This is a genomic window from Salinibacillus xinjiangensis (assembly GCF_009649735.1).
GTDB lineage: Bacteria > Bacillota > Bacilli > Bacillales > Alkalibacillaceae > Salinibacillus > Salinibacillus xinjiangensis.
The window spans coordinates 109,134-132,219 of sequence record NZ_WJNH01000006.1; the positions used below are offsets into that span (position 1 = coordinate 109,134).

The 23,086-nt window shown below is 40.1% G+C and carries 21 protein-coding genes, 1 tRNA gene and 1 other annotated feature; of the genes, 17 read left to right on the forward strand and 5 right to left on the reverse strand.

The genetic code is table 11. The annotated features are described in order from the left end of the window. Positions 1-40 precede the first annotated feature (40 nt). The 3 genes from GH754_RS10745 (at position 41) to GH754_RS10755 (ending at position 3,933) form a co-directional block, all read left to right on the forward strand. On the forward strand, positions 41-1,771 hold the full coding sequence (locus GH754_RS10745; RefSeq protein ID WP_153728710.1) for an acyl-CoA dehydrogenase family protein: 1,731 nt from the start codon (positions 41-43) through the stop codon (positions 1,769-1,771). A gap of 112 nt (positions 1,772-1,883) precedes the next feature. Beyond that, a complete protein-coding gene (locus GH754_RS10750; RefSeq protein ID WP_194841332.1) occupies positions 1,884-3,095 on the forward strand; it encodes a GNAT family N-acetyltransferase in 1,212 nt (403 codons plus the stop codon). Positions 3,096-3,117: 22 nt separating this feature from the next. Beyond that, entirely contained in the window at positions 3,118-3,933 is an 816-nt protein-coding gene (locus GH754_RS10755) for a histidinol-phosphatase (protein WP_153728712.1), read from the forward strand. A gap of 92 nt (positions 3,934-4,025) precedes the next feature. On the opposite strand, the gene serA is transcribed toward GH754_RS10755, so the two are convergent. Then, entirely contained in the window at positions 4,026-5,612 is a 1,587-nt protein-coding gene (gene serA / locus GH754_RS10760; protein WP_153728713.1) for a phosphoglycerate dehydrogenase, read from the reverse strand. A 25-nt stretch (positions 5,613-5,637) separates the two neighbouring features. Continuing rightward, complete coding sequence (locus tag GH754_RS10765) at positions 5,638-6,786, reverse strand: pyridoxal-phosphate-dependent aminotransferase family protein (RefSeq protein ID WP_153728714.1); 1,149 nt, start codon at positions 6,784-6,786, stop codon at positions 5,638-5,640. A gap of 70 nt (positions 6,787-6,856) precedes the next feature. Further along, positions 6,857-7,087: a binding site (T-box leader), on the reverse strand. A 177-nt stretch (positions 7,088-7,264) separates the two neighbouring features. On the opposite strand from GH754_RS10765, the gene GH754_RS10770 reads away from it, so the two are divergent. Continuing rightward, positions 7,265-9,268, forward strand: coding sequence for a putative bifunctional diguanylate cyclase/phosphodiesterase (locus tag GH754_RS10770; protein WP_153728715.1), 2,004 nt, complete (start codon positions 7,265-7,267; stop codon positions 9,266-9,268). Positions 9,269-9,310: 42 nt separating this feature from the next. Here the strand turns inward: GH754_RS10770 and GH754_RS10775 are convergent, their stop codons facing one another. Together GH754_RS10775 and GH754_RS10780 are read right to left on the reverse strand one after the other, a co-directional pair. Beyond that, entirely contained in the window at positions 9,311-9,985 is a 675-nt protein-coding gene (locus tag GH754_RS10775; protein WP_153728716.1) for a DUF1129 family protein, read from the reverse strand. Beyond that, positions 9,967-10,314, reverse strand: coding sequence for a PadR family transcriptional regulator (locus GH754_RS10780; RefSeq protein WP_153728717.1), 348 nt, complete (start codon positions 10,312-10,314; stop codon positions 9,967-9,969). Before GH754_RS10780 ends, GH754_RS10775 begins: the two co-directional genes overlap by 19 nt. Positions 10,315-10,506: 192 nt before the next feature. On the opposite strand from GH754_RS10780, the gene GH754_RS10785 reads away from it, so the two are divergent. The 4 genes from GH754_RS10785 (at position 10,507) to GH754_RS10800 (ending at position 14,179) form a co-directional block, all read left to right on the forward strand. Beyond that, complete coding sequence (locus GH754_RS10785; RefSeq protein WP_153728718.1) at positions 10,507-11,010, forward strand: sigma-70 family RNA polymerase sigma factor; 504 nt, start codon at positions 10,507-10,509, stop codon at positions 11,008-11,010. Beyond that, positions 11,007-12,182, forward strand: coding sequence for an anti-sigma factor (locus GH754_RS10790; RefSeq protein WP_153728719.1), 1,176 nt, complete (start codon positions 11,007-11,009; stop codon positions 12,180-12,182). The genes GH754_RS10785 and GH754_RS10790 overlap by 4 nt, the downstream gene beginning before the upstream one ends. 117 nt (positions 12,183-12,299) lie before the next feature. Then, positions 12,300-13,208 carry an ABC transporter ATP-binding protein gene (locus tag GH754_RS10795; protein WP_153728720.1) on the forward strand — a complete coding sequence of 303 codons (909 nt, stop codon included), beginning with the start codon at positions 12,300-12,302 and terminating at the stop codon, positions 13,206-13,208. Continuing rightward, positions 13,208-14,179 carry an ABC transporter permease gene (locus GH754_RS10800; protein WP_153728721.1) on the forward strand — a complete coding sequence of 324 codons (972 nt, stop codon included), beginning with the start codon at positions 13,208-13,210 and terminating at the stop codon, positions 14,177-14,179. Before GH754_RS10795 ends, GH754_RS10800 begins: the two co-directional genes overlap by 1 nt. Before the next feature lie 52 nt (positions 14,180-14,231). On the opposite strand, the gene GH754_RS10805 is transcribed toward GH754_RS10800, so the two are convergent. Further along, positions 14,232-14,387: a DUF1540 domain-containing protein gene (locus GH754_RS10805; protein ID WP_153728722.1), complete on the reverse strand. Its 156-nt coding sequence runs from the start codon at positions 14,385-14,387 to the stop codon at positions 14,232-14,234. 224 nt (positions 14,388-14,611) lie between these two features. On the opposite strand from GH754_RS10805, the gene GH754_RS10810 reads away from it, so the two are divergent. The 9 genes from GH754_RS10810 to wrbA all read left to right on the forward strand — a co-directional run bounded on the left by GH754_RS10810 (position 14,612) and on the right by wrbA (position 22,954). Then, positions 14,612-14,685 (forward strand) — tRNA-Gly (locus tag GH754_RS10810). A gap of 155 nt (positions 14,686-14,840) precedes the next feature. After that, a complete protein-coding gene (locus GH754_RS10815) occupies positions 14,841-16,544 on the forward strand; it encodes an ABC-ATPase domain-containing protein (protein ID WP_153728723.1) in 1,704 nt (567 codons plus the stop codon). 109 nt (positions 16,545-16,653) lie between these two features. Beyond that, positions 16,654-17,799, forward strand: a complete 1,146-nt coding sequence (queG, locus tag GH754_RS10820; RefSeq protein WP_323741980.1) for a tRNA epoxyqueuosine(34) reductase QueG — start codon at positions 16,654-16,656, stop codon at positions 17,797-17,799. Positions 17,800-17,971: 172 nt separating this feature from the next. Further along, positions 17,972-18,499, forward strand: a complete 528-nt coding sequence (locus GH754_RS10825; protein WP_153728725.1) for a methylated-DNA--[protein]-cysteine S-methyltransferase — start codon at positions 17,972-17,974, stop codon at positions 18,497-18,499. Positions 18,500-18,564: 65 nt separating this feature from the next. Beyond that, positions 18,565-19,422: an amidase domain-containing protein gene (locus tag GH754_RS10830; RefSeq protein WP_153728726.1), complete on the forward strand. Its 858-nt coding sequence runs from the start codon at positions 18,565-18,567 to the stop codon at positions 19,420-19,422. Positions 19,423-19,469: 47 nt separating this feature from the next. Then, positions 19,470-19,943, forward strand: a complete 474-nt coding sequence (gene trmL / locus GH754_RS10835; protein ID WP_153728727.1) for a tRNA (uridine(34)/cytosine(34)/5-carboxymethylaminomethyluridine(34)-2'-O)-methyltransferase TrmL — start codon at positions 19,470-19,472, stop codon at positions 19,941-19,943. A gap of 370 nt (positions 19,944-20,313) precedes the next feature. Then, positions 20,314-21,228, forward strand: coding sequence for a ketopantoate reductase family protein (locus GH754_RS10840; protein WP_153728728.1), 915 nt, complete (start codon positions 20,314-20,316; stop codon positions 21,226-21,228). A 380-nt stretch (positions 21,229-21,608) separates the two neighbouring features. Beyond that, positions 21,609-22,217 (forward strand): alpha/beta hydrolase, encoded by a 609-nt coding sequence (locus tag GH754_RS10845; RefSeq protein WP_323741971.1) that lies wholly within the window; start codon positions 21,609-21,611, stop codon positions 22,215-22,217. 125 nt (positions 22,218-22,342) lie between these two features. Beyond that, positions 22,343-22,954 carry an NAD(P)H:quinone oxidoreductase gene (wrbA, locus tag GH754_RS10850; protein WP_153728729.1) on the forward strand — a complete coding sequence of 204 codons (612 nt, stop codon included), beginning with the start codon at positions 22,343-22,345 and terminating at the stop codon, positions 22,952-22,954. The last annotated feature ends 132 nt before the right edge of the window (positions 22,955-23,086 follow it).

Sequence of the window (23,086 nt, forward strand, 5' to 3'; positions counted from 1 at the left end):
TTTCATAACTCCATACACAAACATAAAGGAGGGTAATTCATTGACAACGACACAACATGTAAAGGGCGGCTCTTACTTAGTTGGACAAATCTCGGAACAGGATGCTTATTTTCCTGAAGACTTTACCGATGAGCATCAATTAATTAAAAGCACCGCTGAACAATTTGTGGCCAAGGAAGTAGAAAAGGAGCAATCGGAAATTGAAAATCAGCAATATGAAGTGGTCGAGGATTTAATGAAGAAAGCTGGGGAATTAGGTTTGCTTGCCCACAGTATTCCTGAAGCCTTTGGTGGACTAGGGCTTGATAAAGTGAGTAAAGGAATTGTCGGGGAGCAAGTGGGGAAAACGGGCAGCTATGGAGTAGCACATTCCAATCATACCTGTATTGCCACCCTGCCGATTACCTACTATGGGACCAAGGAGCAGAAGGAAAAGTATTTACCAAAACTAGCAAGTGGAGAATTCATTGGGGCCTACTGTTTAACCGAGCCTGATGCCGGATCTGATGCAATGTCGGGAAAAACATCGGCAACGCTTAATGAGGCTGGGACCCATTATCTATTAAATGGAACAAAAATATACATTACCAATGCCTCTTTTTCGGATACCTTTATCGTCTACGCCAAAGTAGATGGCGAGGATTTTACGGCATTTATAGTCGAAAAGGACTTCCCAGGCCTATCTCTCGGTCCTGAGGAGAAGAAAATGGGGATCAAAGGTTCTTCAACAAGACCTGTTATTTTAGAAGATTGTAAGGTCCCCGTCGAAAACGTACTTGGCGAGGTTGGAAGAGGGCATATCATTGCCTTTACGGTTCTCAATTTAGGACGATTTAATTTAGGAATGGCCTGTATGGGTGGGGCTAAACGGGCTCTGGAAGTGACTCTGAATCATATTTTAGAACGAAAACAGTTCGGGAAACCTCTAGCCGCATTTGGTTTAACCAAGGAAAAGGTAGCCAAAATGACAGCGCGAATCTATGCTGCAGAATCTCTACTCTATCGAACGGCTTACTTAATTGAGGACGTACTACATGGGTTGGATCAAGAGGAGAATGGTAGCCTTGTTGTAAAAGGGCTGTCTGAATACGCACTAGAATCGGCAATATGTAAAGTGTACGGATCAGAGACGCTAGATTTTCTAGTGGACGAAGGCGTTCAGCTTCATGGTGGTGCTGGATTTATTAGCGAGTACCCGATTGAAAGAATGTATCGAGACTCGCGTATTAATCGTATTTTTGAAGGCACCAACGAGATTAACCGTTTATTATTAACAGGACAGTTTTTGAAAAAAGCCCTTAAGGGTGAGCTACCGTATGAACATGTCGTAAAGCAGGCTTTTGAACGGTTGCTTACGAATGAGCCTTCCGCTAATAAAGAGCTAGATTTTATTCAGGATGTACGAGCTATTTATCTCGTTTTAACGGAATCAGCCCGTCAGCAGTTTGGGAAGGAAATCGAATCCCAGCAAGAGCTTCTAAGCAAACTATCCGATATTGCTATCGATTTGTATGCTGCAGAATCAGTTGTGCTTCGTCATCAAAAGGCAGATACACAAGTCAGTCAAATGCTAATGGAGACCGTGCTGGAAGAAACGGTTAGTCAGGTTTTACAGAACACAAGACCACTTGTTGATGCATTACTTGCTCATGACCGAGAACTTGGGGATAAAATATATCGAGTGCTTTTGTCTTATTCCTTTGGTCAAGCGATAGAGCGAAATCGGCGTATTGCTGAAATGGTTTATAATCGAAATGGTTATATTAGTTAAAGCTTTTGATCCGCCTATTTTACCAATTGGCGGATTTTTTAGTTTAAAATACTACATACTTTCACAATTTGCTACAATAAACAACATAAATATCAAGAATGGGGGAAGAAGCGTGATCAAAAAATTGGTTGGCGAGGAGATTGATCGTTTTTGTTCGCTCGCGAATCGTGCGTTTGAGGGTTTACACGCGGACAAATGGTTAAAAGAAAATATTGAACAGGCCACAAATGAGGAAATGTATGGCCTGCTTAGGGGTGGGAAACTAGTAGCAGGAATGAGAGTCTTTCAATTTGATGTCACATTCTCATCCATATCCATTCCAATGGGCGGACTGGGAATGTTGGCCGTTGATATGCTACATAAAAAGGAAAAGCATGCATTATCATTAATCAATGAATTCTTTGAAATAAGTCAACAACAGAATTGTCACATGGTCATGCTTCATCCCTTTCGAACGGATTTTTATCGAAAAATGGGATTTGGTCTCGGAACGTTGGTCCATCAACTAGAACTGCCTCCTAGATCGTTCACGAATTATAAACAAAAGAGCCATTTGGAAGAGTTGACTTTAAAAGACAGGGATGACGTGTTTCATTGCTATAACCGTGTAGCAGCACAGACTCACGGAATGACGAAAAGAGTATACTATGAACGGGAATTGAACCGACCGTTTCAGTTTGGACGCTTGATTGGCTATAAAAAAAACGGACAACTTTTAGGCTATATTGCTCATAGTACAGCGGGTGGTCAAATAAGAATTCATGAATTTTTCTATGAAAACTCTGAAGTTTTGCAAGAATTTTCTACATATTTGTATCAACAGGCCGACCAATTTGATAGAATCATTGTAAATGATTATGGGAGAGAGCTTCTATATTTTGTACAATCCCAGGAAAGTATATCTGGTGAAATGACTGAGATTCCATCTGCACCTGGATTAAATCATCTTGGGAATCATGGTTTAGGGGTCATGTACCGGGTTATTAACATTCATGGACTTGTGGCTGATTTGAAAGCAAAGGGACACCGTTTTAACGACAAAACAATTAACGTAAAAATTTCACTTCAGGATGATTTGCTGAAGCACAATAATGATTCTATCACGTTGGCTATTCAAGATGGGGAAATCGTAAACTTGAATGAAAAGCATGCTGATGTGGAGATTTCGATGGAGATTGGGGATTTTTCCTCCTTATTGATGGGTGCTGTAGATTTTAAAGCCCTACATAAAACTGGTTTGGCCAATATAACAGATGATACCTTTATCGAAACCATTAATCAGTTATTTTCCCAAGATAAACCTATTTGTACAAAAGCATTTTAACTAGACGATAGGAGAGGAGAACATGCTAACAGATTATCATGTACATATGATCGAGACAGGTGAGTTTTCAACCGACTATTTACGTCAGTATGTAGCGAAGGCAAAGGAAAAGGGCATCCAGGAGCTGGGTATTTCCGAGCATGCTTATTTTTTTGAGGAAACGAAGGACATCATTTCGAATCCTTGGATTGATAATCGTCGGGGGCTGCATTTCAAAGATTACCATAAGCTATTTAATCAAGCTCGTGAAGAAGGATTACAAGTGAAAATGGGCATTGAAATGGACTACACACCAGGTAAAGAAAAAGAGATGGAAACATTCATTAATGCCTACCCGTTTGACTATGTTATTGGCTCAGTCCATTGGATTGGCGACTGGGGTATTGATCTGCAAATTTATCGTGATGAATATGAAAAACGTGATATTTATGAGGCTTATGAGCAATATTTCGATCAAATCGTAACCTTGGCTGAATCAAAGCTGTTTAGTTTTGTGGGGCATATTGATTTAATTAAAATCTTTTCCTATAAGCCTGATGACCAAAGTTTTGTAGAGAAACAATATGATCGAGCAGTAGAAGCACTCGCAAAATCAGGTACAAGCATTGAGATTAGTACGGCTGGCCTGCGCAAACCTGTTGGCGAAATTTATCCAGATCCGATTTTATTGAAAAAGTGCTATGATGCAGGTGTTGGAATTGTATTGTGCTCTGATGCTCATGCACCGAAGCATGTCGGGTATGCTTATGATCAGTCATTAGAACTGGCGCGCTCAGTTGGGTATGATGAGATTCAAGTGTTTAGTGAGCGGAAGAGGGAGAGTCGTCCGCTGGGGTAGGATTTGTGTGTTGCGGCCACACAAGCTGATAAATAAACGCAATTGAAAAAATGCTTAGGAACCAACCAGTTCCTAAGCATTTTCAACTCCTATTATAAATCTATCGGTGTAACATCATAAATATCTGTGACCTCTTTCAAATCCACAAGCACATCCTCATCAATTTGACGATCCACGGTTAGCATCATAATCGCATCTCCACCAACATCAGACCGCCCCACCTGCATGGTCGCAATATTAACATCAAACTGAGCAAGGAGACTTCCGACACGACCAATGGCACCAGGCTGGTCTTTATGACGAATTAGCACTAAGTTGCCCGTTGGCACCACATCAACACTGTACGTATCAACCTTGACAATTCGCGTTCCCAAACCATTCAGCAGGGTACCAGCAACTTTTGCGAAGCCATTCCTTGTTTTGACTTCCACAGTTAGCAAATTAGTAAACCCTTTGGTAACGGAGGTTTTTTGTTCATTAATCGTGATGTCTTTTTTATCAGCAAAATAAGTAGCATTGACATCATTCACATGTTCACCAAGGAAACGTTTCAAAATCCCTTTGACCGTATTACGAGTTAATGGTGTAACATCATGCTCTGTTAAATCTCCAGAATAATAGATATTTACTTCCTCAACCGCCTCTTTGGCGATGTGTGCCACAAAGGTTCCTAGTTTTTCAGATAAATTAAAGTAAGGCTCAATCCGCTTCATTACCTCAGCTGGTAGGGATGGCAGGTTGACTGGATTGCGAGCCACGCCACCGTTCAGAATATTGATGACGTCATGACTGACATCAATGGCCACATTTTCCTGCGCCTCCACCGTACTTGCACCAAGGTGTGGTGTGGCGATGACTTCTGGTAATTCAAGCAAATGGAAATTTTGTAATGGTTCCTCTTCAAATACATCTAGGGCAGCTCCTGCAACTTTACCATCTAAAATTGCCCGATATAACGCATCCTCATCAATGATGCCACCACGTGCGCAGTTGATAATTTGAACACCTGGTTTCATTTGCTTGAAAGCATCATCATTAATAATGTGTTTGGTCGCCTTGAGCAATGGCGTGTGCACGGTAATAAAGTCTGCTTGATGCAATACCTCTTCTAGTGTGGCACATTGAATACCCATTTTGTCCGCACGTTCTTCCGTTAAGTAAGGATCATAAGCAACAACATTGAGTCGCTGACCTTTTGCACGGTATGCAACCTCTGCACCGATTCTTCCTAAACCAACAATCCCAAGTGTTTTTCCTTTTAACTCAACCCCAACATATGATTTGCGATCCCATTTTTGCTGCTTCAAGGAATAAAAGGCCTGAGGGATTTTTCTAGCTAAGGACATGAGCATGGCAATCGTGTGCTCGGCAGCTGAGTTGGTATTGCCATCTGGTGCATTGACCACAATAACACCGTGCTCTGTAGCTGCATCAAGGTCAATGTTATCGACACCTACTCCTGCGCGACCAATGACTTTCAAATTCTTACCTTTCTGAATTACTTCCTTTGTTACCTGAGTTTGACTTCGAACGAGTAGGGCGTCATATTGTTCAATATTGGATAACAATTCTTCTTCAGATTGTCCTGTAGCTACTGTAATTTCCATATTATCTGTTTGTCTTAGCGGATGAATACCTTCTTCACTTAGTGGATCACTGATTAAAATTTGAAAACTCAACTTATCTCACCTCATCTAATTTAATTTACTGATTCAAATAAACTGCTTGGGCTGCTGCAACGCCCTTTCCAAGCTCCACTTCTTTTCCAATCCTGTAAAGACCCATTTCGAGTAAACTAATGGTCTGTAAAACATCGGAAGGGGAGGTATAACCCATATGGCCGATGCGGAAAATTTTCCCCTTTAATTGCTGTTGTCCGCCTGCAAGAGTTAAACCAAATTCTTGTTTAACTGTTTTTCGAAATTGCTCGGAATCAAAATCCCCAGGCTTAATGGCCGTTACCGTTGGTGAAGCAGTCTCATCTGATGTAAGCAGGGGAACACCGAGAGCTTTACAAGCGGATCTCGTCATATTTTTCATGAGCTCGTGACGCTTCACTACCTCGCTAAAGCCTTCTTCCTCAATTAAATTCAAAACTTGATCTAAACCGAATAAAAGAGATAAGGCTGGTGTAAATGGTGTTGAATCCTCTTGGAGTTTGTTCTGATACGATGATAAATTTAAATAAAATCGTGGGCGTGGATTTTCCTTGATGACCTTCCAGGCTCTTTCACTTGCGGCTACAAAGGTAAGCCCAGCTGGCAGCATCAATGCCTTTTGTGATCCGGTGATCAGAACATCGACACCCCACTCATCCATTCGGCTTTCCACGCCGCCAATGCAGGAAACCCCATCGACAACAAGAAGGGCTTCAGATAATTGATGGACCACGCTTGCAATCTCTTTAATTGGATTCAGCACGCCTGTTGATGTTTCGCAAAATGTAGTGAAAACGACCTTAATGGATGGATGTTGTTTAAGGTATGCCTCGATTTGTTCGGGCTGCACGGCTTCTCCCCACGGGACATTGATGATATGTGTTTGAAGCTGATAGGCCTCGCAAATTTTGGTGAAACGATCGCCGAATGAGCCAGTTACTACTACAAGTACTTCGTCATTTGGCTGAGCGACATTTACAACAGCGGTCTCAAGTCCTGCTGTTCCACTTCCTGCAATGACCATTACATCTTGACCCGTTCCAAAAATCGGTTTTAGTCTGGGACGAATATTTTGAATTAAATCCTTCGCCTCTTGCCCCCGATGTCCGATCATCGTTTGGTTCATCGCACGCTGAACACTTGGTGGGATAGGGGTAGGACCGGGAATTCTTAAAAATTGTTGATCAGCTAACATGTACATTCACTCCTTTAATTGGTTGCTGGGAATTTTAGATTAAATATAAAAAAACCTCTCACCCCTTGGTAAAAGGGGCGAAAGGTTTACTTACGCGGTACCACCCTTGTTTGCTGCTTGCTAAGCTGCAAGAAGCCTTCATTGGTCTGTCATGCATAACGGGCATGTGCCGAACAGATCTACTTTAAATTCAACCTGTTACTCCGAAGTGCTATCCATTACAACCACCACTGGTTCGCACCAACCACCAGCTCTCTTAAAGTATGATTCGTAATAGACATATCTTCTTCAACGCGTTTATGTATTAACGTATTGAATAATTTTATCTTATGATATCAGACTTTAATTGAAAGTCAACCGTTTTTTAAAATAATTCTGTCAATAATTTATAACAAAATGGAGCGTTCTCCATAGTCACATGAAATGTTAGCTTTGCTGCATACTAACTGATATCAATTTTAAGATTAGGTGAATTCCGATGAAATATTTAAAGCAATGTTTGCGAGAAATGCCCACACATGCATGGTTTATAAGTGGTTTTATTTTATTTGCTATTCTTTGGCAGGACTTTATGGTGTACGGTTCTAAGGCTGAAGTGGTATGGATATTGGCGCTGCTTATTGTTATGGTATTTACCTACTATTCAGGTCTGCCAGGCCTTATTTTCTCATTTTTAAAGATTATTCTATTTTATGTGTTATGTGAAATAATTGAGTCATTTATGTTTCGTGAACAAAATAACTATTTAGACTTCTTATCTGTACCCATTATGATCCCCATCCTTATTTCTGTTGGATTTGGTTTGCTAACGTATTATTTAAAAGTTAATCAACGTCTGTTAAGGGATATTTTTGAAAGTGTAAATGTCTCTATTTGGTCGAAAAGTATGACGACAGGTAAGGTGATGATATCCGAAGGTCACTCCAAGGTGTTTGGCCGCTTGACAAAGGAATTTTTACAGAATAAAGGGATGTGGGAGAAATATATTCATCCTGAAGATTTACCAAAGTATCTTCATGAAAGGAAAGAGCTGGAGCAAGGAAAAGAAATGGCTCTAGAATACCGTGTTTTTAAACCGAATGGCGAACTCATTTGGATTGAGGAAAAGGCGAATCCCATTTGGAACGACCGGGGCGAGGTTGTGAAAATGAATGGAATTGTAACAGACATTACCAAAAGAAAGGAAGCAGAGGAGAAGCTAAATGAGCTGGCATATCAAGATGCTGTAACCGGATTGCCGAATCGCAAATGGTTTGGTCAGTATTTGGGGGGAGCTGTAGAACGATCGATAGAAAGAGGTACCAATATTGCTATTTTAATGATTGATTTTGATAATTTTAAAAATGTGAATGATACGCTCGGCCATAAGGTGGGGGATGAATTTTTAAAGGAAGCATCAGTACGAATTGTTCAGTGTCTTGCAGATAACCAAGTTCTTTCACGGCAGGGTGGAGATGAGTTCTTAGTTTTATTAGAGGACGTTTCAGAAGCAGAGGTTATAGAGGTTGCAAGTAAAATTACGCAAGCAATGAACGAGCCACTTCATTTGTCAGGAAACGAACTATTTGCAACGGTTAGTATTGGGATTAGTACAACATCAAGATGTGTTCAGAATCCGGATGTTTTACTGAGAAATGCAGATATAGCGATGTATCTTGCTAAGGAAAAGGGAAAAAATAATTTTCAGTTTTATAACGAGGAAATCAATCAAAAAATGTTGCGCAAAACCCAAATTCGAAATGGTCTATTTAAAGCAATGAACAATCATGAATATAGGCTAGTTTATCAACCCAAAGTGGATATTACTTCGGGTAAGGCTGTTGGGGTGGAGGCATTATTAAGGTGGAATCCTTCTTTTGGTTCGGTATCTCCAGGTGAGTTTATTCCGGTGCTCGAGGAAACCGGTATGATTGTCGAAGTAGGGGAGTGGGTATTGAGAGAGGCGTGTATCCAGTGCCGAAATTGGGAGGATAAAGGAATGCGTATTTCAGTAGCAGTAAATGTATCTGGTCGTCAACTAGTTGAAGAGGGATTTGTGGAGCTTGTTCAGAAGGCCCTAGAAGATTCGGGAATTGAACCTGAATTATTGGAAATTGAAATTACCGAAAGCATTATTTTTGATGTGACGGAAACAACAGAAATTGTAAATCAATTAAAAAGCCTAGGAGTGCGAATTGCGATTGATGACTTTGGCGTAGGATTTTCCTCTCTTAACGTCGTGAAGAACTTTAATTTTGATAACTTAAAAATTGATCAATCCTTTCTCAATGATGTGATGAAAAATGACAAAGCAGCCATTATTTTAACCTCGCTCATTGATATTGGAAAAAAGCTAGGAACACCAGTCGTGGTTGAAGGCGTTGAAACTGAGGAACAATATGAGTTTCTTAAGCCCCTAGGTGTCGTTGGGCAAGGATATTATTTCAGTAAACCTCAACCGCCAGAAAGAATAATGGAATTTAGTGCTGTGAGGGGTTCGTGACGCAACTCACATGAGTAAAGCAAGTGGCCTCCCCCACTTGCTTTATGAGATGATTCGGTATTTGTTGTTAATCCATTTGAGGAGAAGGATAATAAAGCCCCCTCCGATTAGAAATAAGTAATTTCCTTTTTCAATCTCATATCCAAAGTCAGGAATAAACTTAATACTAAAAATACTTAGAAAAAAGATTAAACCTATGCCTACGCCGATAAATACATTTTTTACTTTCGTGTATTTTTTATATACCGAACGTTTAAGCCATACAAAAAAACAAAAAATCATCAGCGCTGTGCTTAGCAAAAAGACCAACACCATAACAACACCTGTGCCAATATAGAAAGACGGATTAAAATCAGTGAACATTTCCAAAATGAAACTTGTTCCACCATATCCGAGTCCACTCCAACCAATGAGTTGGAGGATTAAAAAGCCAATAAAAATTGCCGCATTTTTGAAACCTTCCTTAGGTAATTGCTTCACCATTTCATCACAATAAGACTTTGAATCAGTTCCGAAAATTTCAACGGCGGTTTTGCCTTGTTTCTGGGCTTCTAGCAGATGGTCGAGTAGTTCCATTAACAATTCCTCTGTTTGTTGCTCGGAGAGTGAAATGTGGGTACGTAAATACAGCAGCATATCATCGTAATAAGTTTCATTCTCCTTAGTTAATTGCTTTCGCTTTTGATTATTTAACTCAATTAATTTTTTGGCGTCCATGACGGCTTCCCCCCTTGCAAAATTTCTTCAACAGGACCTTGAATATTTTTCCACTCATGTAAAAATTCCTCTAACGCTTCCTGCCCTTTGCTAGTCAAATAGTAATATTTTCGTTTAGGACCAGCTGGGGAAGGGCGCATTTCCCCTCTTATCAATTTTTCCTTTTGTAATCTTAATAGAATGGGGTAAATAGATCCCTCACTAACATCTTTGAGTCCAAATTGTTGTAATTTCATCGAAAGTTCATATCCATAAACTGTTTCACGAGCAATGATGGAAAGGATACACCCTTCTAAAATGCCTTTTAATAATTGACTTCTTAGCGACATGTTTTCAACCCCATGGCTATTTGGTATAACAAGATACCTAATTAAAATAGAACTATCTTGCCTGACAAGATAGATAATATTTAGTTTAAAGTAATTGTTAAAATTATGCAATATAAACATCGAAAAAACTCAAGATTTTCTGTAACAAAATGAAACCCCGAAACGTAGATAGGTGAGGAGAGGGGGGCGCAAATGTCAGCAGGCCAAAGTTTAGATGAAATCTATCAGTCTTATGTGCACGACGTTTATCGCTATTTGCTCTCCCTTTCTAGAGATACCTATTTAGCGGAGGACCTAGTGCAGGAAACATTTTTTAGGGCTTACTTGCACATTGAAGAGCTTCACGAAGAAAATCTGAAGCCTTGGTTATTTCGCGTGGCACACAACACATTTATCGACCATCATCGAAAAAACAAACGAAATATTGTTAAAGATAAACAATTTTTTCAGCAGATAAAAGGGAAAGCTTCGACTGAACATGAGGCCTTACAAAATCTTGAAATATGGGAGATCACCAACTTGCTAAACAATTTGTCAGAAAAACAACGGCATGCAGTATTATTAACAGATTTTCATGATCTGTCATATCAGGATGCAGCAACGATCATGAAAATCTCTATCTCTCATTTTAAAGTAGTACTTTTCAGAGGCAGGCAAGCACTCCGGGGATTAAAGGAAAGGAAGGATCAAACATGAGTGAGGATTTTAAGGGAAAACTTAAGGCATATATGGAAGGTACCCTGTCTGAGGAGGAGCACAAGGAAGTAGAAAAAGAGCTTGAAAAGATGGAAATTTATCAATCATACCTTGATGAACAGCTTGGAGAAAATAAGGAGCAACAGAATGAATTAAAAGATAAACAGAAGAAAAAGATTATTAGAAAAGGGAAATGGAAGGCTCGAATTAGCAATGCCTTGACAGCTCTTGGGATTCTAATTATTGTGGCTGTCTTGAGTAGTATAATCAATATGATTATTTATACCTGGGGAGAACCAGATAGAATGAGAGTATACAATGATGTGATCCAATCAACAATTGCGGTAACTCAACCAAATATACAGGCTAAGAGTGGTGGGTCTAACTCGGGTTTTTTCTTTCTTACCAATGAAAGAGAGTTGAGAAAAAGAATTGGTGATAAATATGAAAATGTTGGGCATTTTGAAATGAAATTTTTATATGGCCTCCCCTTCGCTCCAATCGTTGAACGAGAAAACTATAATCAGGGAATGTTTTTCTATCCGCCAACCGGTGAGAGTGTCGGGGATGACCCAGATTGGAACCGTTTAGAACATTTATCTGAGGGGACAGTGACTGAAGCATATTTATCACTGGATCAACTTTACTCAACTGGGGATCTTTTAGCTAAATTTAAAGACAAAAATCTTGAGCCAGTATGGATGGCGGCAGATACAGGTGTTGAGAAGCGAGAAATAGAAGAAATGGGAGCTGCGCCAACAGATCCGATTGGCTTTCCAACTATGCCGATGTGGCACCCAGAGGATATGGAAGTCACCTCAAGGACGGAAAAAGAAGGACCTTTCGGGGTCAAGGTGGGATCTGAAACAGGTACTTACCCTGAATTTGATATGTATGGGAGTGAGGATTTACGTAACGAAAACTTTATCCAAACGCTTGAAATTATGGCGGAACATGAGAGACTTGCTAACCAAGTGTACCGCTATTCTGATTTGGAGCTAGAAAAACGAATTGAGTATCTCAAGGAAAATGGGGTTCAACTATATGGTGTTGTCGTCACCGGGCCAACGAAGGAAATTTTGAAGCTAAAAGAAGAAGATTGGATAGCCAGTATGTCAATAGGTGAGGTCAGGTTGTGGGATTGGTTTAATGTAAAGGAACAACAAGAATAGTAGTAATCAACAAAATTTGACCAGATTTGTAAAGATTTAACTTAACACGACAATTTAGAAAATGGTTGTGTTAAGATGGTTTAAAGTTTAGAACTTTTATGAAATGCGGAGGTAACCATGGAACCAGTTTTAGAGCTAAAAAATTTAACGAAAAGACTTGGCAATAATAATGCGGTTGATGATTTATCTTTTACGGTCAACCCTGGTGAAGTATTTGGATTACTTGGTCCAAATGGAGCTGGTAAAACCACTACCATTCGTATGATTGTGGGGTTGATTTCCAAAACAAAAGGGGACGTCCTTATTAATGGCACAAACATGTATGAAGACTTTAAAAAAGCGATGTCTGATGTTGGAGCCATTGTAGAAAATCCTGAAATGTATAAGTTTTTATCAGGGTATCAAAACTTGCTTCATTTCGCTCGTATGTCCCAAACAGAGATTTCTAAAGAACGTATAAATGAGGTTGTTAAACAGGTTGAATTAGAAGAGAGCATCCATAAAAAAGTGAAAACCTATTCACTTGGGATGAGACAGCGTTTAGGGGTGGCTCAGGCCATTTTACACCGTCCATCTTTACTTATTTTAGACGAGCCGACAAACGGTCTTGATCCTCAAGGTATCCGTGACTTCCGTGATTACTTAAGAAATCTCACTAAAGAAGGTATTGCGGTTATGGTTTCTAGTCACCTTTTATCAGAAATGCAGCAAATGTGTGACCGAGTCGCAATCATTCAAGAAGGTAAGCTCATTAATATAAGCACAATTGATGAATTCTCGAATGAACCTAATGAGGGTACACTCGTTCATTTTGAAGTGGATGACGCTGAAAAGGCTCAAAATCTGCTTGCAGAACAGGGTAGTAAAATTGTAAAAGGTCAACTTCAAGTAATGACGAAAAAGGAAAACATACCTGCAATGAATGAAACGCTTGTTCAGGGAGGGGTCAAAATATACGGTATTACAAGTAAAAATCAATCGCTGGAAGATAAATTCCTGCAAATTACGAAGGCAGGTGAGAAATAATGCTATCCCTAATTAAAAATGAAAATATGAAAATATTTAGACGTATACGTACATGGATTATGATGGCAATCATGCTGGGGGCAGTTATTTTAGTCGCTGCGATTACCAATGGAGTTGCCAATCATGAAGAGGATTGGGAAACAAAGGTCGAAAATGAGATTCGGAATTATGAAGATATTATCCAAGAGGAACAAAAAATAGCAGAAGCAGAACCTAGAAACTCTATAGATTCAACTCGGGTCATTAATGATTTGGAGGGGGAAATTGATCGACTACAACGTTATTTAGATGAGGGCGTTAACCCATATGAAAATAATGTGTGGACCTTTGTAAATGAATCCACATTTTTAATTTCACTTATTTCCTTATTTGTGGTCATTGTGGCTGCTGACATGGTAGCAAGTGAATTTTCGTGGGGTACAATTAAGATGCTTATGATTCGCCCCTTTACTAGAGGTCAAATTTTACTTTCTAAATTCATGGCGATTATTATCTATCAAACCGTATTGCTAGCTCTGTTATTCATCCTTTCATGGATCATTGGCGGATTTGTGTTTGGTTTTGCTGGCTTTGATTATAAAACGATTGAGTTTACTACTAATGGTGATGCTGAATCTACAATTGAGAGCCTTGCAGCACTAAAAATCTACGGTCTAAGATTCTTGAGTCTTATGGTTGTGGCCTCCTTGGCCTTTATGATTTCAGCAGCCTTTCGTAGTAATACGATTGCGATTGGTGTGGGAGTATTTGTCCTACTATCTGGGAACATTTTCACCATGCTCCTCAGCCAATATGACTGGGGCAAATTTATCCTATTCCCGAATTTAAATTTGGCTCAGTATGTGGATGGAACCCAAATGTTAATGGAAGGATTATCTCTGTCCTTTTCACTGATCGTTGATGCGGTTTATTTTGTGATTTTTATGGTACTTGCTTGGTGGATTTTCAAGAAAAGAGATATTGCAGCCTAATTTTTAAAAACCTGAGCCCAAACGGACTCAGGTTTTTCTAACAGAGAGTTCTTTAATGCTCAGGCTCGAAGGTTTTACAATCGGTTTCCTGCTGATCAGATGCTTCTTGCCCATGATGACTGACTACATAGATGGCATCGGCTGTACATTTGTTGCCTTCTGCCCAATAGACGCAGTTTTTCACTTCACATAAAACATCTTGAGCCATGCTTAGCACCCCCTGTGGTTATAGATATTCCACTTTGGATTCAATAAAATTCCTAATCAGAGTGAATAATTTTAATGTGAATGGCGATAATGCAATTTTCCCGAACATTTCTTGGCATAAAATCATATTTTATGAATAAAATTTTTAAAAACTGTTGAACAGTTGTCCGTTAGTTGTTATAATTCTTTATATCAATTGAAAACAGTAATTTTTCGACAAAAAACGCGGGTGTAGTTTAGTGGTAAAACCTCAGCCTTCCAAGCTGATGTCGTGGGTTCGATTCCCATCACCCGCTCCATTTATAATTGTTACCAACGCAGTGTTTCGTCTGGCTTGCCACGAAGCATTGCGTTTTTTAATGTTGTTCATAAACCCACAACTCCATTTCTTGAAATTCATACCTGAGCCTAGTATTGTAAACATTGACAATACAATGATGAGGTGTTTTTTCGAATGCAGAAACTTCAGGCTCAGTTACGGGATATCGATGGAAAAGGATATAAAGGCTACAAATCCTTACAAGGTACGTATCAATTTCAAAGTTTTAAATTAGCGATTGATTACGTCCAGGGAGACCCCTTTGCATCTCCATCTAAAATAAGAATCATCGTTCCTGAACGACAATTTTCGATAAAAAAAGATTGGTACAAGAGCAAAATGAGAAAAATCTATACGGAGGACGTTATTGCCCGTCATGTGGGTCGTGCTATCCGTAAAAACAATGAATCCATAAGGGGATCAGGTAAAAGTGGATTATTAACAATTGACGCACCTGGGCAGGAAATTTTAGAACGTACGGCTGTCACAATCGATGGAGAACAGACTACCATATGTCTGTCGGTTGGTTTGCCAGCAAATGGGCGGAGAATTAACGGAAAAGAAGCAGAAAAGCTGTTCTTTAAAGTGTTACCGAATATCCTTACACAATCGCTTTTTGCGATGAAGGAAAAGGATATCGAGAGTTTTGTTCAGTTAGCTGATCAACAAGAAGTGATTCGAGAAAAAATGCGGGAGAACAATTGGGTTGCATTTGTTGCAGATGGAGCCATTTTGCCACGAGAAAGTGGAATCAGTAACCGCCCACTAAAGAAAGCAGTTCCTTTTAAAAGCCCGGAGGAAAACCGAGTATCGATTGACATTCCATACCGAGATGAGCCATTAACTGGTATGGCCTTATCAAAAGGCATCACCGTTATCGTTGGTGGTGGATATCACGGGAAAAGTACTCTGTTAAACGCGATAGAACGAGGCGTTTACCATCATGTGCAAGGAGATGGACGTGAGTATGTCCTCACAGATCCGGATGCTGTGAAGGTTAGAGCTGAGGATGGCCGGAAAGTTAGCCATGTAAATATTTCGCCCTTTATTAATAATCTTCCACATGGTGAAGATACCAACGAATTTAGTACGGAAAATGCCAGTGGAAGTACTTCACAGGCAACAAATGTAATGGAAGCATTAGAGGTAGGTGCGTCGACTCTTCTTATCGATGAGGATACAAGTGCAACCAACTTTATGATACGGGATCAACGTATGCAGGAGCTAGTTGTGAAGGAGAAAGAACCGATAACACCGTTTATTGATAAGATTACACGGCTTCGAGTCGAACACGATGTTTCAACGATTTTGGTTATGGGTGGCTCTGGGGACTATTTTGATGCCGCCGACCAAGTTATCATGCTGGATGAATATATTCCATTCAACGTAACAACAAAGGCAAAGGATATCGCTAGTCAGTTCCCGAGTCAGCGTAAGGATCTGAGTGAATCCTTTGGCGCGATTTCCAATCGTCGCTTTTTACCGTACAGCTTAGATACACGAAAAGGGAAAAAATCTAAGGTTCAAGCAAAGGGTTTATCTAAGATTATTATGGGAACAACGGATATAGATCTGCAGCAAGTAGAACAGCTTGTGGATACCTCCCAAACACGGATGATAGCCCAAATTATTCATTATTTGGAGCAAAAAGGCTGGTTGAAGTCAGAAACCTCTTTGACTGAGTTACTAAATCAGATTGAAAAACAAATTGATTCAAGAGGGCTTGCTTCATTCACTTCTAGACCGAATGAGCATCCAGGCGAGATCGCACGCCCAAGAAGATTCGAAATCGCCGCCACCCTCAACCGACTCAGAACCGCCCAAGTCCAAATCCTTTAACACTCTAAAGCAACGGGGGTCAGTCCCCAGTTGCTTTAAAGCAGTAAAGTGGGGGTTGTCTCAGCATGAATGATATAGGTGTTGTAAATTGTTATGGAAAGGAGGGGTTGTGATGTTTGCTGACCTTAAGCAACAGGTGATCGACCATAGTAAAGAAATTGGTATTGATAAAATTGGATTTGCGTCTGTAGATGTGTTTTCGACTTTGAAGGAGCGGCTAAAAACACAGCAGGCGTTAAATTACCAGTCTGGATTCGAAAAGGGTACAAATGAGGAACGTACAACCCCAACCAAGCTTATGCCAGAGGCGCAATCGATTATTTCCATTGCATTGGCCTATCCAACTAAGATTAAGGATGCCCCACGGAATACAAAGGAAGAGCGTCGTGGACAATTTTGTCGCGCCTCATGGGGAACAGACTATCACCACATTCTTCGTGATCGCCTTGAGAAACTGGGTGAATTTCTACAGGATCAGCATCCAGATGTGAAATACAAAATCATGGTGGATACTGGCGAGCTCGCCGATAAAGAGGTTGCAGCTCGTGCTGGACTCGGATACACAGGAAAAAATACAGTGTTAATCACACCAGAGTATGGCTCTTATGTCTATTTAGGCGAAATGATTACGAACATTCCGTTTGCGCCAGACCAACCTGTTGAAGAGGATTGTGGCGACTGTACACTTTGTCTCGACGTATGTCCAACTGGTGCTCTCGTTCAAGGCGGACAATTAAATGCCCAAAAATGTATTGCTTTTCTAACCCAAACGAAGGATTTCCTTCCTGATGAATTTCGAGAAAAAATCGGAAATCGTCTTTATGGTTGCGATACCTGTCAGGCAGTTTGTCCGAAAAACAAGGGCAAAAATTTTCATTTTCATACGGAGATGGAGCCAGATCCAGATGTTGTGAAGCCGAAATTAAAGCCAATCCTCAAAATCTCAAACCGAGAATTTAAAGAGAAGTTTGGTTTTATTGCTGGCTCTTGGCGTGGAAAAAAGCCGATTCAACGTAATGCAATTATTGCGCTTGCCAACTATAAGGATCAAACGGCAGTACAGGATTTAATTGAATTAATGAAAAAAGACCCACGTCCTGTGATTCGCGGAACTTCTGCATGGGCGCTAGGCAAAATTGGAGCGGATGAAGGTCGAAATGCGATTCTAGCCGCCCGAGAACACGAATCCGATGAATCTGTACTAGCAGAGATGGAAAAAGGGCTCTCTTTTTTTGATGAGCCGGTTCATAGTTAATGAAAATCAGCTGCTTAAGAAGGAAATAAGCAGCTGATTTTCATTTTAATCAAATTCACTCCCCTCAAATGATCACTCAGACTGAACTCAACTAAAAACACAACCCCATAGCCATTTCCCATCAATCTTTAGTAAAATAAAACCATAAATCAATAAGAGGGAGACTTATTAAATGATTGAAACCTTATACCAAAAGCAAATCCAAACCCCAGTCGGTCCAATGACTATCATTGGCAATCAAGACCACATTTACCGGATCGATTACGGAACCATCGATGACCTTCAGGCTGCCTATGAAACATGGACAAATAAGCATTTCACAACGGTAACCATACACCAAGCTTCCCCAACAGAATTAAATCACGTAGAGCATCAGCTTAACGAGTACTTTAATGGCGAACGTACGCTTTTTGATTTGTCCTTTCAACCACTAGGCACACCATTCCAAGCTAAAGTGTGGAAAGAGCTCTATGAAATTCCCTTTGGAGAAACACGCACCTATAAAGACCTTGCCATTCAAATCGACAAGCCAAAGGCGGTTAGAGCAATCGGGGGAGCGGTAAACAAAAATCCGTTATCCATTATCCTGCCGTGTCATCGTGTGATTGGTAGTAACGGAAAACTCGTTGGGTACAACGGGGGACTAGATAAAAAGCAATTTTTATTACAACACGAAAACATCGCAACACCGGCTCTATAGCCCAACTATTTTTTCATGCCATTCCCTCCCCCTTCATACAAATGAAAGGAAGGGAGGATGACATCATGAAAAGGCATCTTTTAGAAGAGGAATGGGAGAAAATCATACACGAATCAGAACGGGATTTTGATTGGTGGAATCGCAAAAAAGAATCCTATGAAAAGCGGGGCGTACAGCTGTTACGAGTGACTGGTGATGGGCAGCCCTATCAACGAATTAGAGCCAGACGTAACGAGGACGAATTGGACTATACCCTCCATTTACAATATTTATTAAAGCAAGATGACCATACGTATATGGAGGAAGAGATTATTCCTGGAAGGTTCACGCTAAAACATAACCATTTGATTCAACATGATATTACTAACCCACCAAAAGAAAATCAGCGTTATGAATTGAATTTGACTAAAGACCCATCAGACCAAAGTAATGACAGAGCCTTTAACTACGATCGCCGTAAAGCCGTGCAATATGCCGAACGTTGGTGGAATGGTTACAACCCAGCATATCGAAAATTTGAGGATGATTGTACGAGTTTTATTTCTCAATGTCTCCGTGCTGGTGGAGCACCGATGTGGGGGGGGCCGAATCGGTCAAAGGGCTGGTGGTACCAAGGCAACAATTGGAGTTATAGCTGGTCTGTGGCCCATGCTTTACGCTGGTATTTAAGTGGATCGAAACAAGGATTAACAGCCAAGGAAGTGGACCATGCAGAAAATCTGCTACCGGGCGATGTCATTTGCTATGATTTTGAAGGAGACGGCAGATGGAACCACAACACAATTGTGGTTGCTAAAGACGGAAGGGGAGAGCCACTTGTCAATGCCCATACGGTGAATAGCCGCCACCGCTATTGGCGCTATGAGGATTCTACTGCCTGGACGCCGAATTGCCAGTATAAGTTTTTCCGTATTGGCGAATAACATATGGTATAATAACCGGAGGAATAGCAACATACGAGGTGATACAGATGGGAATACATGTCGTTTTATACCAACCAGAAATCCCAGCAAATACAGGTAATATTGCACGTACTTGCTTAGGAACCGATGCATCCTTACATTTAATCCGACCTTTAGGCTTTTCTACCGATGATAAAATGCTGCGTCGGGCTGGACTTGACTACTGGCATGATGTGAATATCAATTATTATGATTCCATAGAAGAACTATATGAGACATATCCAAAGGGTTCTTTTTACTATATCGAAAACTTTGGTACTAAATTTTACACAGATTATGACTATAGTAATCCTGATGAAGATATTTTCTTCGTATTTGGTCGTGAAACCAATGGGATTCCTAAAGAGCTGCTTAAAGGAAAGAAAGACCGTTGTCTGCGAATTCATATGACCGATAAAATTCGTTCGTTAAATCTTTCTAACACTGCTGCTATTATTGTTTATGAAGCACTTAGACAGCAGGGGTTTCCAAACGTCCATTAAACTAAAAAAACGCCAACACTATGGTATTTAGTGACGGCGTTTTTTCTTCATTTTATTTCGGCTTACCTGGCTTTGCATCGTATCCAGCAGTAAAAATAGATACAAGAAATGCTATGCTTACACCAATAATTAATAGTAACTTCATGGTAAATATCCTCCTTTGAAAATACAGAAACTTACCGTATGTAATCGATGCTAATTCGTATTATACCAAAAACTACTAGGTTTTGAACATGATTTCATAAAGTTCAGAGATAATTCATGAATTTTTCACAAATGAATTCCTCGTATTACCATTCGCATTATTATATACTGTTTACAAACTACCTAGAGATATACATACGAAAATTTATTGGGGAGGTAGGTACATATGAATATTGTTGTTCTTGGCGCTGGTGCAGTTGGCGGCTATTTTGGCGGAAAAATTTCTGCAGCAGGTCACCCAGTGCAATTTTTAGTTCGAAAACGAAGGTATGAACAGTTAAAAAATAGAGGGTTAAAGGTTGAAAGCGTTCATGGTGATTTTTCTATTGAACCGAATTTGATCATAGACCCAAGCGAGGCGGAAAATCCTGATCTCGTTATCCTAGGCTTAAAAAATTATCACATCGAAGGGGCTATTCCGCAGCTAAAACAGCTAGTGGAAAAAGGGGCAAAAATTTTACCGTTGCTCAATGGCATTGAACATTTAGATTTATTAACTGAAGAATTAGGCCAAGAGAATGTTCTTGGCGGCTTGTGCTATATCGAATCCACCCTGAATACAGAAGGGGACATTATTCAAACAAGCTCCATGCATGATGTGATTTTTGGTCCACTAACGTCAGTAGATCAAGCTTTTCTACAAGAAGTAGAGTCTATTATGAAGCAGGCGGAGTTTAATGTAACTTTGACAGATTCTATTTTAGAGGAAATCTGGAAAAAGTTTGTCTTTATCACCTCATTTAGTGGCATCACATCAGCTGTTCGTGCTCCTATTGGAGTAGTAATACAGGATCAAGTAGCATCTGAATTTTTACGTGATTTAATTACTGAGGTTTATGAAATTTCAAAAGCACGGAAGATAGCGCTACCTGAAGACACTGTTGAGTCCGTTATGCAAAAACTCCAAGGAGCTTCACCAAAGTTTACCTCTTCTATGCATCGAGATCTACAAAAAGGATTGCCTTTGGAGTTAGATAGCCTTCATGGTTATTTACTTAAGCTAGGCAAACAGCATCAAATTGAAACACCAACGTTAAAAGCCATCTATGCATTGTTACATCCATTTAAAGAAGGAGAATAATGAACAGTGAGCTGCCATTGTGGTAGCTCACTTTTTTTAAAGTGGAAGGGCAATTACGAATCTACAAGAGCAATACTCAATTTTTTGGATTAATTAGCTGTTTTCTGTTTTTAAAAGTACTTCAGAGTTTCCATTCATCCTTAAGAATATCCTTACCGTGGTTTAAAGCTCACCCCTTAGTTTGAACATCCAAACTTATCCGTTGACAAAATTCTATAAGGCTTTTATAATTGATTTGAATTCGAGATAAATTAATTCATAAAATCTAAAATGAAACTAATTGAACCAAATGGACTACACCGAACACCAAAGTATGAACACACCAAACATAGAGAAAGATTTAGACATAGAGCACATCCTATTATAAGGAGGACAAACAAGTGAAGCATATTTTCCAAAAAGGTTCTAATCCAGATAAACCAACCCTCTTATTACTTCATGGAACTGGGGGAAATGAACAAGATTTACTTCCACTTGCTACCATGATTGATCAGGAAGCATCTGTGTTAAGTGTACGAGGAAATGTGTCTGAAAATGGTATGCCCAGATTTTTCCGTCGTCTAGCGGAAGGGGTTTTTGATGAAGAGGATTTAATCAATCGAACCAAGGAATTACATGAATTTCTTGATGAAGCTTCGCAAGAACATGGCTTTGACCGCAACAACGTGGTTGCAGTTGGATATTCAAATGGGGCCAATATTGCGGGGAGTCTTTTATTCCACTATAAACAGTCGTTAAGAGGAGCGATTCTTCATCATCCAATGGTGCCAAGGCGTGGTGTTGAACTACCAAACCTTAAAGGTACCCCGGTCTTTATTGCAGCCGGTAGCAATGATCCAATTTGTTCCCCACAGGAATCAAATGATCTTGAGGAGCTGCTCAAAAATGCGGGTGCTGAGGTAGAACTCCATTGGGAGAACTTTGGTCATCAGTTAACAAAGGGAGAAGTTGAAGCTGCAACGATTTGGTACAACAAACACTTTGGCTGAGAATGATTGATCTCATTCAAGGGGGTGGTCGTCCGTTTAGGAGCAATAAGATACGAACATAAGGAGTAATGATAATGGGCTTATTTAGTAAATTATTCAAAAACACGCAAAAGGAGACGATGAATATGTCAAACGTAAAATTAGCTGTCATTTATTATAGTTCTACAGGTACAAACTACGAGTTAGCTAAGTGGGCTGAAGAAGGTGCAAAGGAAAATGGTGCAGAGGTAAAGGTTCTTAAGGTGCCAGAACTTGCTCCAGATGCAGCCATTGATTCTAACCCAGCTTGGAGAGCACATGTGGATGCTACAAAGGATGTTCCAGAAGCGACTTCTGATGATATAGAATGGGCAGATGCCATTATCTTTAGTGTTCCTACACGTTTCGGTAACATGGCTGCTCAAATGAAGCAATTCTTAGACCAACAAGGTGGACTATGGGCAAATGGTGCAACAGTAAACAAGGTTGTTAGTGCGATGTCATCTGCATCTAACCCACATGGTGGTCAAGAGGCAACTATTCTTTCCCTTTATACATCTATGATGCACTGGGGAGCTGTGATTGCAGCACCAGGTTACTCTGATCCTGTTATCTTTGGTGCTGGTGGAAATCCATATGGCACAAGTGTAACCCAAGGACAAGATGGTGGCATGGTTGAAGACGTTGAAGCTGCAGTTAAGCATCAAGCAAAACGTACTGTAGACGTTGCGACTTGGGTAAAAAACGGTAATCAATAAACATAACAAGTGAAAGGGAGTTGCTTCCATAGGAGGCAGCTCCTTTTTTGCCATTGGTTAAGCCTCTTTCCTCACGACTTTTCTATATAATAATTCATCATTAGCTCGTCCTCGACATATATTGTACAAATC

Coding starts and splice junctions, on each gene's coding strand:
- GH754_RS10800 (WP_153728721.1), top strand. CDS start 13,208: ATGCTATCCCTAATTAAAAATGAAAATATGAAAATATTTAGACGTATA.
- GH754_RS10775 (WP_153728716.1), bottom strand. CDS start 9,985: ATGGACGCCAAAAAATTAATTGAGTTAAATAATCAAAAGCGAAAGCAA.
- GH754_RS10755 (WP_153728712.1), top strand. CDS start 3,118: ATGCTAACAGATTATCATGTACATATGATCGAGACAGGTGAGTTTTCA.
- GH754_RS10840 (WP_153728728.1), top strand. CDS start 20,314: ATGAATATTGTTGTTCTTGGCGCTGGTGCAGTTGGCGGCTATTTTGGC.
- GH754_RS10805 (WP_153728722.1), bottom strand. CDS start 14,387: ATGGCTCAAGATGTTTTATGTGAAGTGAAAAACTGCGTCTATTGGGCA.
- GH754_RS10830 (WP_153728726.1), top strand. CDS start 18,565: ATGAAAAGGCATCTTTTAGAAGAGGAATGGGAGAAAATCATACACGAA.
- GH754_RS10825 (WP_153728725.1), top strand. CDS start 17,972: ATGATTGAAACCTTATACCAAAAGCAAATCCAAACCCCAGTCGGTCCA.
- GH754_RS10770 (WP_153728715.1), top strand. CDS start 7,265: ATGAAATATTTAAAGCAATGTTTGCGAGAAATGCCCACACATGCATGG.
- GH754_RS10780 (WP_153728717.1), bottom strand. CDS start 10,314: ATGTCGCTAAGAAGTCAATTATTAAAAGGCATTTTAGAAGGGTGTATC.
- GH754_RS10815 (WP_153728723.1), top strand. CDS start 14,841: ATGCAGAAACTTCAGGCTCAGTTACGGGATATCGATGGAAAAGGATAT.
- GH754_RS10790 (WP_153728719.1), top strand. CDS start 11,007: ATGAGTGAGGATTTTAAGGGAAAACTTAAGGCATATATGGAAGGTACC.
- GH754_RS10765 (WP_153728714.1), bottom strand. CDS start 6,786: ATGTTAGCTGATCAACAATTTTTAAGAATTCCCGGTCCTACCCCTATC.
- trmL (WP_153728727.1), top strand. CDS start 19,470: ATGGGAATACATGTCGTTTTATACCAACCAGAAATCCCAGCAAATACA.
- GH754_RS10785 (WP_153728718.1), top strand. CDS start 10,507: ATGTCAGCAGGCCAAAGTTTAGATGAAATCTATCAGTCTTATGTGCAC.
- wrbA (WP_153728729.1), top strand. CDS start 22,343: ATGTCAAACGTAAAATTAGCTGTCATTTATTATAGTTCTACAGGTACA.
- GH754_RS10795 (WP_153728720.1), top strand. CDS start 12,300: ATGGAACCAGTTTTAGAGCTAAAAAATTTAACGAAAAGACTTGGCAAT.